We start from the raw sequence: 14,541 nt of genomic DNA on the forward strand, positions 1-14,541 counted from the left end.
GGGTGCGGCACCTTTCGGGTGGCGCACCCGCGTTTGTCGTTTCGTGGCCGTGTCCTCGCTACCGGTCGGTGGCAAGCTTGCGTGGGGCGCGACCTATTGACCCAGGACGACGCGACCGTCCGCATCCATCGAAATCAGGCCATCGCGAATCAGGCCCGCGACGACGTCTTCCCCCGAGAACCGGGATTGATACGCAAGCGCACGATCAACCGCATTACGATCTGCCACGCCTTCGGCACGCAGTAGCGCCATGACGTGTCCGCGAGCTTCACGCATTGACCCTTTAAACGCCGCCTGACGCTTGGCCGGCGTCGGTGCGTTATCGGGTCGTCCGGCTTGATTCCAGACGCAGAGGGCGGCAATTGGGCAAGCCGCACAATCGGGAGTGCGGGAACGACAGACAACCGCGCCGAGTTCCATGGCGGATGCATTCCACGCGGCGGCTGCTACACCGTCCGTTGGCAACGTTGCCAGCACGATGTCGCGATCACGACGGACATTCGGCGCCCAGGCGGCCGCCACACCACATATCGCGCGGGCAAGTACCCGGCGCACATTGGTATCGACCGCCGGGACAGCTCGGTGATAGGCAAACGATGCCACAGCACCGGCGGTATACGGGCCGATTCCCGGCAGCGATTCCAGCACTTCGACGCTGTCGGGAACTTCACCGTCATGTTCATCGCAGATTGCAATGGCACATCGGCGCAATTGCAGCGCGCGGCGAGGGTAGCCGAGCCGGTCCCAGAATTCGAGGATGCTCGCATCCGTATCGTGCGCGAGGGCTGCGGGTGCCGGCCAGCGGCGCATGAACTCCTGCCATTTGGGCACCACTCGCTCGATCTGAGTCTGGTGGCTCAGCACCTCGCTTACGAGCACGCCCCAGGGCGTGACGTCATCGCTACGCCAGGGGAGTGGACGCGCATGGATGGCGAACCAGTCGCTCACCTGCGACACCATCTGCGCAATTTGCGCGGCCGACGTCAACACCACCTCGCGAGTTTCGGCAAGGCGTGGCTGCGGATCGGGCGAGTTGCTGGGCATCCCATTAGCGTAGCTGCGAGGGTACGTGACACCACCGGCCGCGCGAGGTAACCCGCATCCCGACCGGCGGCGTAATAGACTAGACCCTCGATGTCCAGCGAAACCAACGTCCCACCGGTGTCACGCCCGGCCCCGCCTCACGGGTTACTCTTTGTCGATAAGTCAGGCGGCATGACCAGCCACGACATCGTAGCGAAGGCGCGACGAGCGCTCGGTACGCGCAAGATCGGCCACGCGGGCACCCTCGACCCAATGGCGAAGGGTCTGGTTGTACTCGGGATTGGCGATGCCACGCGGTTGCTTACCTACATCGTGGGTGACGACAAGGTGTACGAGGCCGAGGTGTGCCTCGGTCTCGGAACCACCACCGAAGACGCCGAAGGCGAGATCACCGAGACCGCATCCGACAGCGCCGTCCGCTCGATTTCCTTCGAGGCGCTGGGTGAGACGCTTCGCAGCCTTACTGGCGACATCATGCAGGTCCCGAGCGCTGTTAGCGCGATTAAGATCGACGGCGTTCGCAGCTACAAGCGGGTTCGCGACGGCGAAGACGTTAAGTTGCCCGCGCGCCCCGTCACGATTCACGAGCTGGAACTGCTCGGTACTGACTTCAAGACCGTCGAAACCGGCGCGGTACTCCTGGTGCGCATTCGCGTGCGCTGCTCATCCGGCACCTATATTCGCGCGCTAGGGCGCGATATTGGCGCGGCGCTGGGCGTTCCCGCGCACCTGACGGCGCTGCGTCGCTTGCGCGTCGGGCCGTACAACGTTGCGGATGCGGTGGCCATCACACAGCCGGATCTCGTCGAACATATCGTGCCCATCGCCACGGCAGCCACCGCACGCTTTGCGCACTTCACTGCCGATGCCGCGACCGCGGCGGATTTGCGGCACGGCAAGCGCATCCCCGCACCCACCGGAACGGACACACTCGCACCGCCCATTGCGGCGCTCGACGAGCAGGGTTCGTTGATCGGGCTGCTCGAGATTGTCGGTGGAAAGACGAAGACCCTGTTGAATATGCCGGAGCGTGCATCGTGATTTCCTGGTTTACGTGGATTCAAGTCATCATTGCGGTGGCCTCGTGCATTGTGGCGCTAGGGGTCGGTATTGCGGGGCGAAAGCCCAACGACCTCAGCGTGGGCGGTGTGGCGCTCAGCGGCGTCCTGCTGCTGGTACAGATCGTGTTGGCAATCGTCGGCCCGATGATGGGCAACCAGATCGTCGGCGACGGTCTTGAATTCTGGATGTATTGCATCAGCGCGTTCCTGATCGCGGTCGCGGCCGTGCTGTGGTCGCTCATCGAACGCGAACGCTGGTCGAACGCGGTGCTGAGCATTGCCGCGTTCTCGATCGCGGTCATGGTGTTTCGCATGCAGCAGGTCTGGGACGGTTCTGCGCCGTTGATCGGAGCATAATGCCGGCCTCTCGAATTCTTGTGGCCACCTACGTGATTCTGTTTCTTGGCGCCACCGGCCGAAGCATTGTGCAAATCGTGCGCGATTTTGAAACGGCGCCGCTGGCGTACTCACTCTCAGCGGCTGCTGCAACGGTGTATCTCCTGGCGGGTATCGCCATTGCATTGGCAAGCCGGGGCGACCTCTGGCGACGCATCGCTTGGATTGCGCTCGGATTCGAGGGCATTGGCGTGATCACGGTTGGCTCGATGTCGTACCTCGTGCCAGACCTCTTCCCTGCGGATACGGTCTGGAGCCTATTTGGCCGCGGGTACATCTATATTCCTTTGGTGCTGCCACTCATCGGCGTCTCGTATCTTGAAACCCTGCGCCGCATCCGATTGAGCGAAAAGAACGAACTCGATGCACATCATCACTGACCCCGCGAAGTTCCCCGAGGCATTGCGTCCATCGGCCATCACGATCGGTAAGTTCGATGGCGTGCACGCTGGCCACATGGCATTGATCAACCGTGTGATCGCGGCGGCGCAGCGCGAGCAGTGTGCGGCCGTGGTGGTCACATTCGACCGTCATCCAATGGAGCTGTTCGCCCCGGAACGGGCGCCGAAGCCCATCATGTCGCTCGAATACCGGATGCGGCTGCTCGCGCAAACGGGGGTCGATGCGGTCATCGTGTTGCCGTTCACCCGCGAACTTTCCGAGCTTAGCCCAGAGGGGTTCATCGAACAGTTGCTCTGCGAACAGCTCGGGATGCGGGCGCTCGTTATCGGCGACGACTTCCGTTTCGGTCACCGCGGCGCCGGCGACGTCAACCTGCTGCGCGAACGTTCAACGGATCTTGGGTTTGCCCTGGACATCGTGTCGGATGTCACCGAGGGTGACGGGGTTCGCGCATCGTCCTCACTGGTGCGCGCATTACTCGCAGACGGCGAAGTACAGCGTGCCGCGAGGATCCTGCAGCGCAACCACACGGTGCGCGGCACGGTGGTTCACGGTGCAAAGCGTGGGCGTGAACTCGGTTTCCTGACCGCGAACCTGTCGCCACGTGACCTCGAAGGCTTCATTCCCGCCGACGGTGTCTACGCGGGATACTTGCACGTCGATGAACGGATGTATCCTTCCGCGATTTCGATCGGGAACAACCCGACGTTTGACGGCGTCCCGCAGCAGCAGATCGAGGCGTATGTGCTTGATGAGACGCTCGATCTTTATGGAAAACTCGTGACCGTCGAATTTGTTGATCGGGTGCGCCCGATGGTGAAGTTCGAGTCGCTGGATGCACTCATCGAGGGGATCCGTAACGATGTTCGGCGGGTGCGCGAACTGCTTGAACTCACGCAGCCCTAACGAGCCGCGGCCGTCACAGCAACGATCGGTTGGTGCCGACGCTGGCCGGGCTAACGCGCTGAACTACCGTGCTGAACTATCCCGCTGCGGACTAGCGGGTCTTGCTGTCTAGCGGTCTTCGTACTCGCTGAGTGCGGCTTCGAGCGCCGTGCGGTCGATGCGGCCAAACAAGAACATGATGATGCTGCCAGCGGTGGCGTCAATGGGGGAGCCACGGCCAATCTGCCAGCGGGCATCGACCGCTCGCAGGGTATGACGACGCGCCACGCGGTTCTTGCCGAGTGGAATCGGTAGCCGCACTTGGGCGAGGGCAACCGCACCGGTTGAACGCGGGCTCAAGCGCAGACGGAGGCCGAGCGCTTCGGTGATGTCGTAAGCGTGAACGATGGCTTCGGTGAGCTCAATGAGACCGGTACGGCCGTCGCCAGCGAGCTTGCCGGCTGCAATCGCTCGCAATTGCGCGACGAGTTCGTGCGGTTCAGCCTCGGCGACATCACGAGCTACGGCCGCGAATGTTCGCTTCGGCGAACCCGAGATGACGCCAACACGAGCCACGGTAGTCGTGCGATTTCCGAGGCGCCAAATCAAGTGGCCTACGACATCTCGTACGCGCCAGTCATCGCACATACTCGGCGCATTCCATTGCGCGTCGCTGCAGGCATCAAGCAAATCTGCGAGCCGATCGAGCGTTGTCGCAATGTGTGCACTCCAGTCACCGGACACACGCTTGGCTGGACGCGAGAAAATGACCCCGGCAGTGGGGCGTACCGATTCGCGTTCATTGGCCATACCGATAGTTATACCCTTTCCTGGCTGGAGCTTCGGTCAAGTTCCGTAGCTCGAGGACCGTTCTCTAGACTGAATTCACCGGCGCAAATCGGCGCGAGGCACCGCATCCATTGCGAAATACCAGCAGGGCTCGGTCGTTCATCCGCAACGACGTTAAGTATTGCTAAGATGCAAGCGGTACCGCAGGCCGCACTGTTCTGACTCGCTAGGCCGCTACCGAACTGCAACGCTCGACTTGTACTCCGGATGCTGTGCAATCGCTTCGCTGATTGTGCCGTTTCGGGTTCCGATACATGCGGGGGAGCCGGATGTGGCTTCACGGGGATACGAGCAAATTGCGGAGCAACTGCTTGTTACTGCTTGAAGGAGGCGCATGTCGCCCAAATCGCGTCAACGGAGTGCCGGAAACGGCAATCGACGTCGTCGAGGAAACCTCGACAACACCGGAGTGATCCCGCAACTGGCGAAGGCCGCGCGCGAGGTTGAATCGGCGGCCATGCGTGGGCGAATCTCGCCGGCCATGCGCACCAAGTTCCAGGTGGTCGCACTTCTGATGCGTGAGGAACGTGCACGACTCAAGACCGCCGACGACGTTTCGGCAGGCGAACGCAATGAGGCGATGAAGCGACTGGACGGTCTGGCTGCCATCTTGGCAAAGACCGCAGCTCGTGACACTACGTTGATTCAGCTGCTGGATGCAGAAGCACCGACCACGCCACAGGCCCGCGAACTGCGCAAAAAGATGCTGTTCGCCGGTGGTGTCGAGATGGTTGTTGGAGAAGAACCAGAGCAGGTAGAGCCGACGCAGGCAGTGCTGCCTGAAAAGATTCGTGAACGTCAGGTCATGCCAACGTCCGTGAAATCGCGTGTTCGTGCGAATCCGTTCCTGTCGCCAAACCTCGCTGGCATTCGCCCGAATGAACCGCACTATTCGCGACTGCAAAACTGGGAGATTCTCGGCCCACTACTCAAAGCGTTTGCCACCGGTGCTGGCGGCGGCGCAGCGTGTATGACACTTCCGGACGTGCCTCGATTCGATCGAGTCACTCCGGCAAACCTTGACCTCATGCCACACCAGGCGCAGTTGGTCGAAGCGATCCGTGCTGGCCAGCGATCCATTTTGCTTGCCGACGAGCCCGGCTTGGGGAAGACCGCACAATCACTATTGGCGGCATCGGTCGCAAACGCGTATCCATTGCTGTGCGTGGTGCCGAACGTGGTGAAGACCAACTGGCAGCAAGAAGTGCAGCGGTGGACGCCAGGGCGTCGCGCCACGGTCATCACCGGCGACGGTGAAGACATTGATGCCTTCAGCGACGTCTTCATCGTCAACTACGAGATCCTCGACCGACACATTGGTTGGCTACAGCGCCTCGGCCTGCGGGGCATGGTTGTCGATGAGGCGCACTTCATCAAGAACACTTCGTCGCAGCGTTCACAGCTCGTATTGCGCTTGGCGGAGCTTGTTCGCAGCCGTATCCCCGGCGACCACCCGCTGATGATGGCCTTGACCGGTACACCACTCATCAACGATGTCGAGGACTTCAAGGCCATCTGGCAGTTCCTCGGCTGGATCGATGCGGATGACAAGCCGACCGAAATCCTGCTTGACGCCCTCGACGAAACTGGACTGGTCCCATCCGACCCCGGTTTCGCTGCGGCCGCACGTCGCGCGGTCATCGAGCTCGGCATCGTTCGCCGCCGCAAGATCGATGTGGCGAAGTCACTGCCATCGAAGCGTGTCATCGACATGCCGGTGGAGATCGACGGCGACGAAGCCATTTCGATTCGTGAGGCAGAACAGCTGCTGGTGGCGCGACTCCTGAAGCGCTACGGACACATGCTGAACGCTGCTGGGCTGCCTGCGAATACTGTTGACGAGAACCGCTTGCGGATGCTTGCGCGCCAGGAAGTCGAGGAATCTAAAGCCTCGAGCGCCGGCGATTCAATCTTCGCGATGCTCCACCGCATTGGTCTCGCCAAGGCGCAGCTGGCTGCCGAATACACCGCACAACTGGCGCACTCGGCGGGCAAGGTGGTGTTCTTCGCGAAGCACATCGAGGTGATGGACCGTGCCGAGAACACCTTTGCCGAAGAGGGCTTGCGCACCGTCAGCATCCGTGGCGATCAATCGCCGGCAGCGCGTGAACGCGCCATTACGCAGTTCCAGACCGATCCGGACACGCAGATCATCGTCTGCTCGCTGATGGCGGCCGGTGTCGGCTTGAACCTCCAGGTGGCCAGTGACGTCGTGCTCTCCGAGCTCAGCTGGACTGCAGCCGAGCAGATGCAGGCCATCGACCGCGTGCACCGTATCGGCCAGGAAGCACCCGTCACGGCGTGGCGAATCCTCGCTGCTCAGACCGTGGACGCGCACGTGGCAGAACTCATTGACGCAAAGCAGGGCCTGTCGGCCCGCGCGCTCGATGGTTCCGACACCGAAGCAACCGCAAGTGAAGACATCCAGGTTGAGGCAATTGTCCGGATGCTTCTGCTCGCTTTACAGGGGAAGTCCCTACGCTAGGTACAAGCTAGCTGCTGCGTTCGTAAATGAATGACGTTCGCCGTATGCTGGGAAGGCCGGCATAGCTGCCGCAAAGTCAACGAAGGTGAGAATGACAGTGACTACTGAGAAATTCCGCATTGAGCGCGATTCGATCGGCGAGATGCAGATTCCTGCTGACGCATACTGGGGCGTCAACACGGCCCGTGCGGTTGAAAACTTCGACATCGCTCGTCGCCAGATCAGCGTCTACCCCGACTTCATCGTCGGTTTCGCACAGGTCAAGCAGGCTGCTGCTCGTGCAAACAAGGAAATCGGCGTCCTGGACGCAGAGCGTGCCGACCTGATCGACCGCGCCTGCCAGGACATCATCAACGGTGAGCTGCACGACCAGTTCGTCGTGGGTGTCATCCAGGGTGGTGCCGGTACCAGCTCGAACATGAACGTTAACGAGGTTGTGGCCAACCGTGCGCTGGAACTTGCCGGCCGCGAACTCGGTGATTACGAATACATCTCGCCTAACGACCACGTCAATGCTTCGCAGTCGACCAACGACGCGTACCCGACTGCCGTCAAGCTCGGCCTCGTTCACTCGACGCAGAACCTGCTCGCTGAGTACGAGCTGCTGCAAGACTCGATCATGAAGAAGGCGTTCGAATTCAAGGACATCCTCAAGGTCGGCCGTACGCAGCTGCAGGACGCCGTACCAATGACCATCGGTCAAGAATTCCACGGCTGGGCAACCACCATCGGTGAAGACATCGACCGCATTCGCGACGTTCTGCCTATGGTTCTCGAGATCAACCTTGGTGCAACCGCTATCGGTACCCGCATCAACGCACCAGAGGCGTACCCCGAGGCTGTGCTTCGCCACCTGCGCGAAATCACCGGCTACGAGCACCTCTCAACCGCGAGCGACCTCATCGAGGCCACCAGCGACACCGGTTCGTTCATGTCGCTCTCGCACGTCACCAAGCGTGGCGCCATGAAGCTTTCGAAGGTCTGCAACGACCTGCGTCTGCTCTCGTCGGGCCCACAGGCCGGTATCGGCGAAATCAACCTGCCTGCACGCCAGGCCGGCTCGTCGATCATGCCGGGTAAGGTCAACCCAGTTATTCCTGAGGCCGTTAACCAGGTTGCCTTCGTAGTTGCCGGCTCGGACGTTACTGTTTCGTTCGCATCCGAAGCTGGCCAGATGCAGCTCAACGCCTTCGAGCCGGTCATGATGCACGTACTCATGCAGAACTCGACCTGGCTGCGCCGCGCCATGCGCACGCTCCGCGTCAACTGCATCGACGGCATCACCGCGAACAAGGAGTTCTCGGAAGCTCAGGTTGCTGCTTCGGTTGGTGTTTCGACCGCGCTCAACCCTCACATCGGTTACGCTGCCGCTTCGCGCATCGCGAAGACCGCGCTCAAGACCGGCCAGAAGGTTGCCGACATGGTCGTCGCCGAGGGTCTGCTCGAAGCCGACCGCGTCAAGGAACTCCTGCAGCCAGAAGCGCTTGCCGGCAAGTTCCCGGAGAGCTCGGAGATCGGTAACCTCACCGCCGAAGAGATCGCGGAACTCGAGCGCAAGATTGACTCGCTCGACCCGAAGGAACTCGGTTCGCCGATCGCCTAAGCGAGGTACCGCATCCGGTATCACACCGGACGCCCAGTAATTGAGCGGAAGATCGTCCTAGGTCTTCCGCTCACTTACTGCCACAGCGATAGAAATGGCGCGAGACAAATTGTTTGTCTCGCGCCATTCGTCTGTTTCCGCAGGCTTGTATACCCAGTGTTTGGCCGATCGCACCCACCGCATCACGCCACCATGAGTCCTATCGGTTTTGGGGTCAAAATGTGCCCGTATCGGGCGTGATTAGGGCACATTCTCGCTATGTTTCGGATGTGGTTGCTGCAGCCGTGACTGTGGCTGCGATGTCCGTCGCCGCGACCTCGGCGCTTCGTGAACCGGGAGTGCGTTACTCGTTCAAGTTTCGGCGGTCAGCATGTGCTTCATCGAGCATCGAATCACTCGGCGACTCTTCGAGCTCCGCCAAGAGCGCTGCACGCTTTGCTGCGGCGCTCAGCACGTCGTGGGCCTGCCGTTCGCGGGCTCGCTCGGTCGACTCGCTTAGTTGTGTCGTGAGCTGGTCCTTGAGTGACTCGGCCGTGTGAGCGATCTTGTTCGGCAACTGGCGTGAGCCTGCAGTGACGCTCTCGCTCAGGTGCTTCAGCTGCTCGGATGCATCCTTTACCGATGCGTTGACGCGCTCGGTCAGCGGTGCCGTCGCGGCATCGAGACGTTCGGCCGCATCGGCGAGGTAGGACGGTGCTTGGCGGGAGAAGCGAGCTGCCGCATCCGATACCTGGTCAACACCCGCCTGTGCGTATCCCAGTGCTCGCTGGGCGGTCGGCGAGTTCGCGGCCTTCACCGACACACGCTTGATCTGCTCGTAGCGATTGCGCCCGGCGCGGGCACCAAGTACGTATCCGGCGGAAAGTCCAAGACAAAATAAGACGCGCTTCATGCGCACCAATTTAACGCCACAAACACCAATTACCCTGGGCAAGATGATTCTGAGCAGCACTACCGACATTCGCATCAAGCGGCGACTCCGCCGCGCTCGGCGTACCCCATTGATTTGGCTCTTGGTGCTCGGAATTGTGCTGGTAATCGGTTTGATCGCCATCGGTTGGTTGCTGGTGACCTGGGAAGCATCGGCCATCTTGATGGCGTTCCCGGCACTGGTGCCGTTGGCGATCGTGTGGTTTTCCGTGCACTGGCTTGACCGTTGGGAGCCAGAGCCGCCGCTCCTGCTGGCCATGTGTTTTCTCTGGGGTGGCGGTGCTTCGATTCTCGGCACGTTGATCGCCGGTAACTTTCTGCTTGAGGTGGCGGCATCCACCGTTGCGAAGAACATGGACATCGAAGCATTCTCGCTATTGGTTCAAGGACCGGTCGTCGAAGAGATCATGAAGTCGCTCGGCGTCGTGATCGTGCTGCTCATCGCCTGGCGTGAAGTGCACGGCCTCTTGGACGGGTTTGTATATGCCGCCATGATTGGTAGCGGTTTCGCGTTCACCGAGAACATCGTCTATTTCGCATCGTCAGGTTCGACCGGGCTCGACTTTGTGTGGCTGCTCGTAGTGCGCGGCATTCTGTCGCCGTTCGCTCACGTGGTCTTTACCGGCGCAATCGGTCTGGCGTTAGGCTGGGCGGTTCGACGTCGAGAACCGCTGCACTTCGTAATCGCCGGTCTTGTCGGCACGGTCGTGGCGGTCGGCCTCCACTCGATGTGGAACGGTGGCAGCCTCTACCTGTTGCCGTTCATTGGTGTCGACCCGAACAATCCGTTTGCCTGGATCATTTCGTACGCAGTGTTCCAATTGCCGTTGTTCATTCTGTTTGGCTACGTGCTCGTGCAATTGCAATTTCAGGATCAAGAGATCATTCGGATGCGGTTGGGGGAGTACCGCCGGGCCGGCTGGTTCACGGCTTCAGAAGTACGCATGATTTCGAACTGGCAGGAACGCAAGACCGCAGTCGCTTGGGCGAAACAGCAGTCGCCAGCGGTTCGGGATGCGCTGCTCGCGTTTGTACGCGACGCAACCCGTCTCGCATTCGCGCGAGAGCACGCATCCGTTGACAAACGCGACCGACAGCGCCGCATTCGTGAGAAGGAACTGCTCGAGCAGACTCGGGCCGATCGCAATCTGCTGAACGAACTTACGAACGCCAAAGCACCGACGGAATCACCACAGGCCTAAGGGAACTCTTGGCGAAAGTGTGGTTCGATTCTCACTATGACTGAACTCCAGAAGCCAGAAATCGCATTCCCAGAAGGCCCAGCGCCTGCTGAACTGCAGATCGAAGATATTGAAATTGGTGACGGCGCTGAAGCAGTGGCCGGCTCGACCGTTGACGTGCATTACCTCGGCGTTGACTTCGAGAGCGGCGAAGAGTTTGACTCGTCCTGGTCGCGCGGCCAGTCGGTTGAGTTCCCGCTCGCCATGCTCGTCAAGGGCTGGCAGCTCGGTATTCCTGGCATGAAGGTTGGCGGCCGCCGCAAGCTTGTCGTGCCTCCTGCACTTGCCTACGGTGAAGCCGGCATGGGCCATCCGCTTTCGGGTCGCACACTCATCTTCGTTATTGACCTGCTCGGCGTTAAGTAATCACCGCCGCAGTATTGATGCCCGCGCCCGTCACTGGGACGCGGGCATCAGTGCTATCATGGACAGGTTGCCGTGAAACGGCCGCGGATAGAGAGAGTTCCTAGACAACGACTAGGAACGCCGCGCAGCGAACGAAAGGGGCATACGCCAATGGCACTCAACGCTCAGAAGAAGCAGGAAATCATTGCAGAATACGCAACGCACGAGGGCGACACCGGTAGCCCCGAGGTTCAGGTTGCGCTGCTCACCGCCCGCATCAACGAACTGACCGAGCACCTCAAGCAGCACAAGCACGACTACCACTCGCGTCGTGGTCTGCTCCTGCTCGTTGGTCAGCGTCGTCGACTGCTCACGTACCTCACTGGCCTTGACATCGAGCGCTACCGTGCGCTGATCGAGCGTCTCGGTCTGCGTCGATAAGTTCGAGCAAATGATCACTGTCAGGTACGCCTGACGAACACCAGGGTGTCTTCGTAATTGCGGAGGCACCCTTTGGTTTTCCGGCCAGTGTTTCTCTTCGTGAATTCGGCGCGTGCGTTTTCTTGGGATGCGAGCCATCGCGCATCCGTTGCTGCTCAGACCGGCGAAAATCTGCTTTGCGACCGGCAAGATTCCGAGGGGATCGCAACATTACGCATCCGCCAGCGTGATTTGCTGTGAACGTTGCAGCATCTCCACCGAATCAGCGGTGCATTCACACATCGTGATCATAGAGATGCTGCAAATCCTGCCGAATGCCGCGAATTCGCCATAGGGTAGAAGGTATGGCAAAGCGCACAGAAGAACCCAACAAGCCTGCGAATGAAGCGATGGTCGAGAAGTCTCCAACGGAAACGTTGCAGACCATTGGCGCAAATGCACCCGATACCTACAAGATGAATCCTTCCGGTGTCCCAGATATGACGCCTGAAGTTGATGAAATCGGTGAATTGAGCCACCGCAAGCCGGGTGACCCAAATGCGTGGCGCCAGGGCTACCCATATCAGCGCAAGCTCAGTCGCCCGATCTACGAGCGTCAGAAGCGCAAGCTGCAGATCGAACTTTTGAAGCTGCAGACGCACATCAAGGAATCTGGCGAGAAGGTCGTCATCATCTTTGAGGGTCGCGATGCCGCCGGTAAGGGCGGTGCGATCAAGCGCTTCATGGAGCACTTGAACCCACGTGGTGCCCGTACGGTAGCTCTCGAGAAGCCGACCGAGAAGGAATCCACGCAGTGGTACTTCCAGCGCTACGTTAAGCACCTGCCCTCGGCCGGTGAGATCGTGCTGTTTGACCGCTCGTGGTACAACCGCGCGGGTGTCGAACGCGTCATGGGCTACTGCACGCCGAAGGAGTACCTGGAGTTCACCCGTTCGGCCCCAGAGTTTGAGCGGATGCTCGTGCACTCGGGAATCCACATCATCAAGTTCTGGTTCTCGGTGGGCCGTGCCGAGCAGCTTTCGCGCTTTGCGTCGCGCCGTGACGATCCAGTTCGCCAGTGGAAGCTGTCGCCGACTGACCTCGCATCGCTCGACAAGTGGGACGACTACACGGCTGCCAAGGAAGCCATGTTCTTCTATACCGACACTGCCGAGTCGCCGTGGACGGTCATCAAGTCGAACGACAAGAAGCGTGCGCGCCTCGAAGCGATGCGTCACGTGCTCAGCCAGTTTGACTACCCGAACAAGGACCACTCGGTTGTTGGCAAGCCGGATCCACGCATCGTTGGTTCGCCACGCGACATCTACGACGATGGTGAGCAGCCATCGGGTGAGTTCCCCAACGTAAACATGGCCGCCGAATAGGCCGGTGATATTCGGCACAGTTCATGTGACCGAATATGACGGGAATTGTGACGCCATGCGACTTTCGCATGGCGTCACTTCGTTGCGCTCCATACGCTCACTGACACGAACGCGCATCCGCCAACTATCGGTTTGTGGATATACGGATGCCAATCGCACGCAAAGGGAGCATCATGTCATCACCAATTTCCGTAACTCCAGCAATTCGTGCGGGGCTCGATTCTGATCAGCAATTTGGATCGGTGGTGCCCCCGCTGTATTTGTCAACGAACTTTACGTTTCGTGAACTCGGTTCGCCGCGGGAATTTGATTACACCCGCTCGGGTAATCCCACCAGAGCTTGTTTAGCCGATGCCATCGCACATCTTGAAGGCGGCGCCGGTGCGACGATCACTGCAACCGGGATGGGGGCCATCACGCTGGTCCTGCTCGCGCAATTGCAGCCGGGCGACCGCGTTGCCTATCCGCACGATTGTTATGGCGGATCGTGGCGGCTCTTCGAAGAACTCCGCGCACGGCACCACTTCGAATTTTTCCCAGTAGATTTCACGGCGCCAAATGTGCACGAAGAACTTGGCCACATCCGCCCCAAACTGGTGTGGATCGAATCACCGTCTAATCCGCTCCTGCGTATTACCGACATTCGTACGGTTAGTGCGACGGCAAAGCGGCTTGGTGCAACAGTGGTGGTGGACAACACCTTCTTGACACCACTCGGCCAATTGCCACTGGCACTCGGTGCCGATGTCGTTGTGCATTCGGTCACGAAGTATCTCAACGGGCATTCCGATGTCGTGCAGGGTGCGGTAATTGCGAAAACTGTGCGCCTCGCCGAGCAACTCGACTATTGGGCAAATGTGCTCGGGCTAACTGCAAGCCCAATTGATTCCCACTTGGTGCTTCGTGGACTTCGCACCCTTGAACTGCGATTCGCGCGACACCAAGCAAACGCCCAACAATTGGTCGACGCGATTGCATCGCATCCCGCAATTGCCAAGATGCACTTCCCTGGACTCAGCACGCACCCGGAACACTCGCTTGCACAATCACAACAGCACGGATTCGGTGCGGTCTTCTCGATTGAGCTTCGCGGGGGAGAAGCTGCGGTGCAGGCGTTCACCCAAGGGCTGCAATTGTTCTCGTTGGCAGAATCACTCGGCGGTACTGAATCATTGGTTGCCCACCCCGCCACCATGACCCATGCCTCGATGACGCCCGAGGCGCAAGCGACTGCAGGCATTACACCGGGACTCTTGCGCTTCTCGGTGGGGATCGATCCGGTTCATGAACTCATTGCAGATGTTCGAAATGGATTGGCTCGTGCCGACGAAGTCGTTGCCGCAGTTTAATCCGGACGGAATTGTGGTGCGGTAGGCATCGCGCAACGCAAATATTCGGTCGTGGGTGCAAACTCTCGGGACGTCACACACATTTGGCAGCTTTCCCGCTGCTAGGCTCGGAGCTGTTCATAAAGATGTGCACCGAAGTCTTGACT

At 60.0% G+C, this 14,541-nt stretch carries 14 protein-coding genes; 11 read left to right on the plus strand and 3 right to left on the minus strand.

The features are described 5' to 3' along the window. Nucleotides 1-93 precede the first annotated feature (93 nt). Nucleotides 94-1,044: an HhH-GPD family protein gene (locus ZBI01S_RS00355; RefSeq protein WP_083524360.1), complete on the minus strand. Its 951-nt coding sequence runs from the start codon at nt 1,042-1,044 to the stop codon at nt 94-96. A gap of 90 nt (nt 1,045-1,134) precedes the next feature. Between ZBI01S_RS00355 and truB the strand changes: the two genes are divergently transcribed. Genes truB through ZBI01S_RS00375 form a run of 4 tightly spaced genes read left to right on the plus strand, consistent with a single transcriptional unit; the run spans nt 1,135 to nt 3,809 of the window. Continuing rightward, entirely contained in the window at nt 1,135-2,085 is a 951-nt protein-coding gene (gene truB, locus ZBI01S_RS00360; RefSeq protein ID WP_066054732.1) for a tRNA pseudouridine(55) synthase TruB, read from the plus strand. Further along, nucleotides 2,082-2,462 carry a hypothetical protein gene (locus ZBI01S_RS00365; RefSeq protein WP_066054735.1) on the plus strand — a complete coding sequence of 127 codons (381 nt, stop codon included), beginning with the start codon at nt 2,082-2,084 and terminating at the stop codon, nt 2,460-2,462. The genes truB and ZBI01S_RS00365 overlap by 4 nt, the downstream gene beginning before the upstream one ends. Continuing rightward, nucleotides 2,462-2,881 (plus strand): hypothetical protein, encoded by a 420-nt coding sequence (locus ZBI01S_RS00370; RefSeq protein ID WP_066054737.1) that lies wholly within the window; start codon nt 2,462-2,464, stop codon nt 2,879-2,881. Before ZBI01S_RS00365 ends, ZBI01S_RS00370 begins: the two co-directional genes overlap by 1 nt. Then, the gene (locus ZBI01S_RS00375) at nt 2,865-3,809 is read left to right on the plus strand and encodes a bifunctional riboflavin kinase/FAD synthetase (RefSeq protein WP_066054739.1); all 945 of its coding nucleotides are present in this window, start codon (nt 2,865-2,867) and stop codon (nt 3,807-3,809) included. The genes ZBI01S_RS00370 and ZBI01S_RS00375 overlap by 17 nt, the downstream gene beginning before the upstream one ends. Nucleotides 3,810-3,917: 108 nt before the next feature. Here the strand turns inward: ZBI01S_RS00375 and ZBI01S_RS00380 are convergent, their stop codons facing one another. Continuing rightward, nucleotides 3,918-4,598, minus strand: coding sequence for a maleylpyruvate isomerase family mycothiol-dependent enzyme (locus ZBI01S_RS00380; protein WP_066054742.1), 681 nt, complete (start codon nt 4,596-4,598; stop codon nt 3,918-3,920). A gap of 373 nt (nt 4,599-4,971) precedes the next feature. Between ZBI01S_RS00380 and ZBI01S_RS00385 the strand changes: the two genes are divergently transcribed. Continuing rightward, nucleotides 4,972-7,122 carry a DEAD/DEAH box helicase gene (locus ZBI01S_RS00385; RefSeq protein WP_066054745.1) on the plus strand — a complete coding sequence of 717 codons (2,151 nt, stop codon included), beginning with the start codon at nt 4,972-4,974 and terminating at the stop codon, nt 7,120-7,122. Between the two features lie 97 nt (nt 7,123-7,219). Further along, nucleotides 7,220-8,725 (plus strand): aspartate ammonia-lyase, encoded by a 1,506-nt coding sequence (locus ZBI01S_RS00390; RefSeq protein ID WP_370664354.1) that lies wholly within the window; start codon nt 7,220-7,222, stop codon nt 8,723-8,725. 343 nt (nt 8,726-9,068) lie between these two features. On the opposite strand, the gene ZBI01S_RS09940 is transcribed toward ZBI01S_RS00390, so the two are convergent. Then, nucleotides 9,069-9,617, minus strand: coding sequence for a hypothetical protein (locus ZBI01S_RS09940; protein ID WP_066054752.1), 549 nt, complete (start codon nt 9,615-9,617; stop codon nt 9,069-9,071). On the opposite strand from ZBI01S_RS09940, the gene ZBI01S_RS00400 reads away from it, so the two are divergent. The 5 genes from ZBI01S_RS00400 to metB all read left to right on the plus strand — a co-directional run bounded on the left by ZBI01S_RS00400 (nt 9,616) and on the right by metB (nt 14,395). After that, nucleotides 9,616-10,857, plus strand: coding sequence for a PrsW family intramembrane metalloprotease (locus ZBI01S_RS00400; RefSeq protein WP_083524361.1), 1,242 nt, complete (start codon nt 9,616-9,618; stop codon nt 10,855-10,857). The genes ZBI01S_RS09940 and ZBI01S_RS00400 overlap by 2 nt on opposite strands. Before the next feature lie 36 nt (nt 10,858-10,893). Continuing rightward, nucleotides 10,894-11,262 carry an FKBP-type peptidyl-prolyl cis-trans isomerase gene (locus ZBI01S_RS00405; RefSeq protein ID WP_066054757.1) on the plus strand — a complete coding sequence of 123 codons (369 nt, stop codon included), beginning with the start codon at nt 10,894-10,896 and terminating at the stop codon, nt 11,260-11,262. Between the two features lie 150 nt (nt 11,263-11,412). Beyond that, on the plus strand, nt 11,413-11,682 hold the full coding sequence (gene rpsO, locus ZBI01S_RS00410; protein WP_066054760.1) for a 30S ribosomal protein S15: 270 nt from the start codon (nt 11,413-11,415) through the stop codon (nt 11,680-11,682). A gap of 344 nt (nt 11,683-12,026) precedes the next feature. After that, the gene (gene ppk2, locus ZBI01S_RS00415) at nt 12,027-13,046 is read left to right on the plus strand and encodes a polyphosphate kinase 2 (RefSeq protein WP_370664355.1); all 1,020 of its coding nucleotides are present in this window, start codon (nt 12,027-12,029) and stop codon (nt 13,044-13,046) included. Between the two features lie 173 nt (nt 13,047-13,219). Beyond that, nucleotides 13,220-14,395 carry a cystathionine gamma-synthase gene (metB, locus tag ZBI01S_RS00420; protein ID WP_110477012.1) on the plus strand — a complete coding sequence of 392 codons (1,176 nt, stop codon included), beginning with the start codon at nt 13,220-13,222 and terminating at the stop codon, nt 14,393-14,395. The last annotated feature ends 146 nt before the right edge of the window (nt 14,396-14,541 follow it).

It is taken from the genome of [Zimmermannella] bifida NBRC 103089 (assembly GCF_001570925.1).
GTDB classification, from domain to species: Bacteria; Actinomycetota; Actinomycetes; order Actinomycetales; family Microbacteriaceae; genus Gulosibacter; species Gulosibacter bifidus.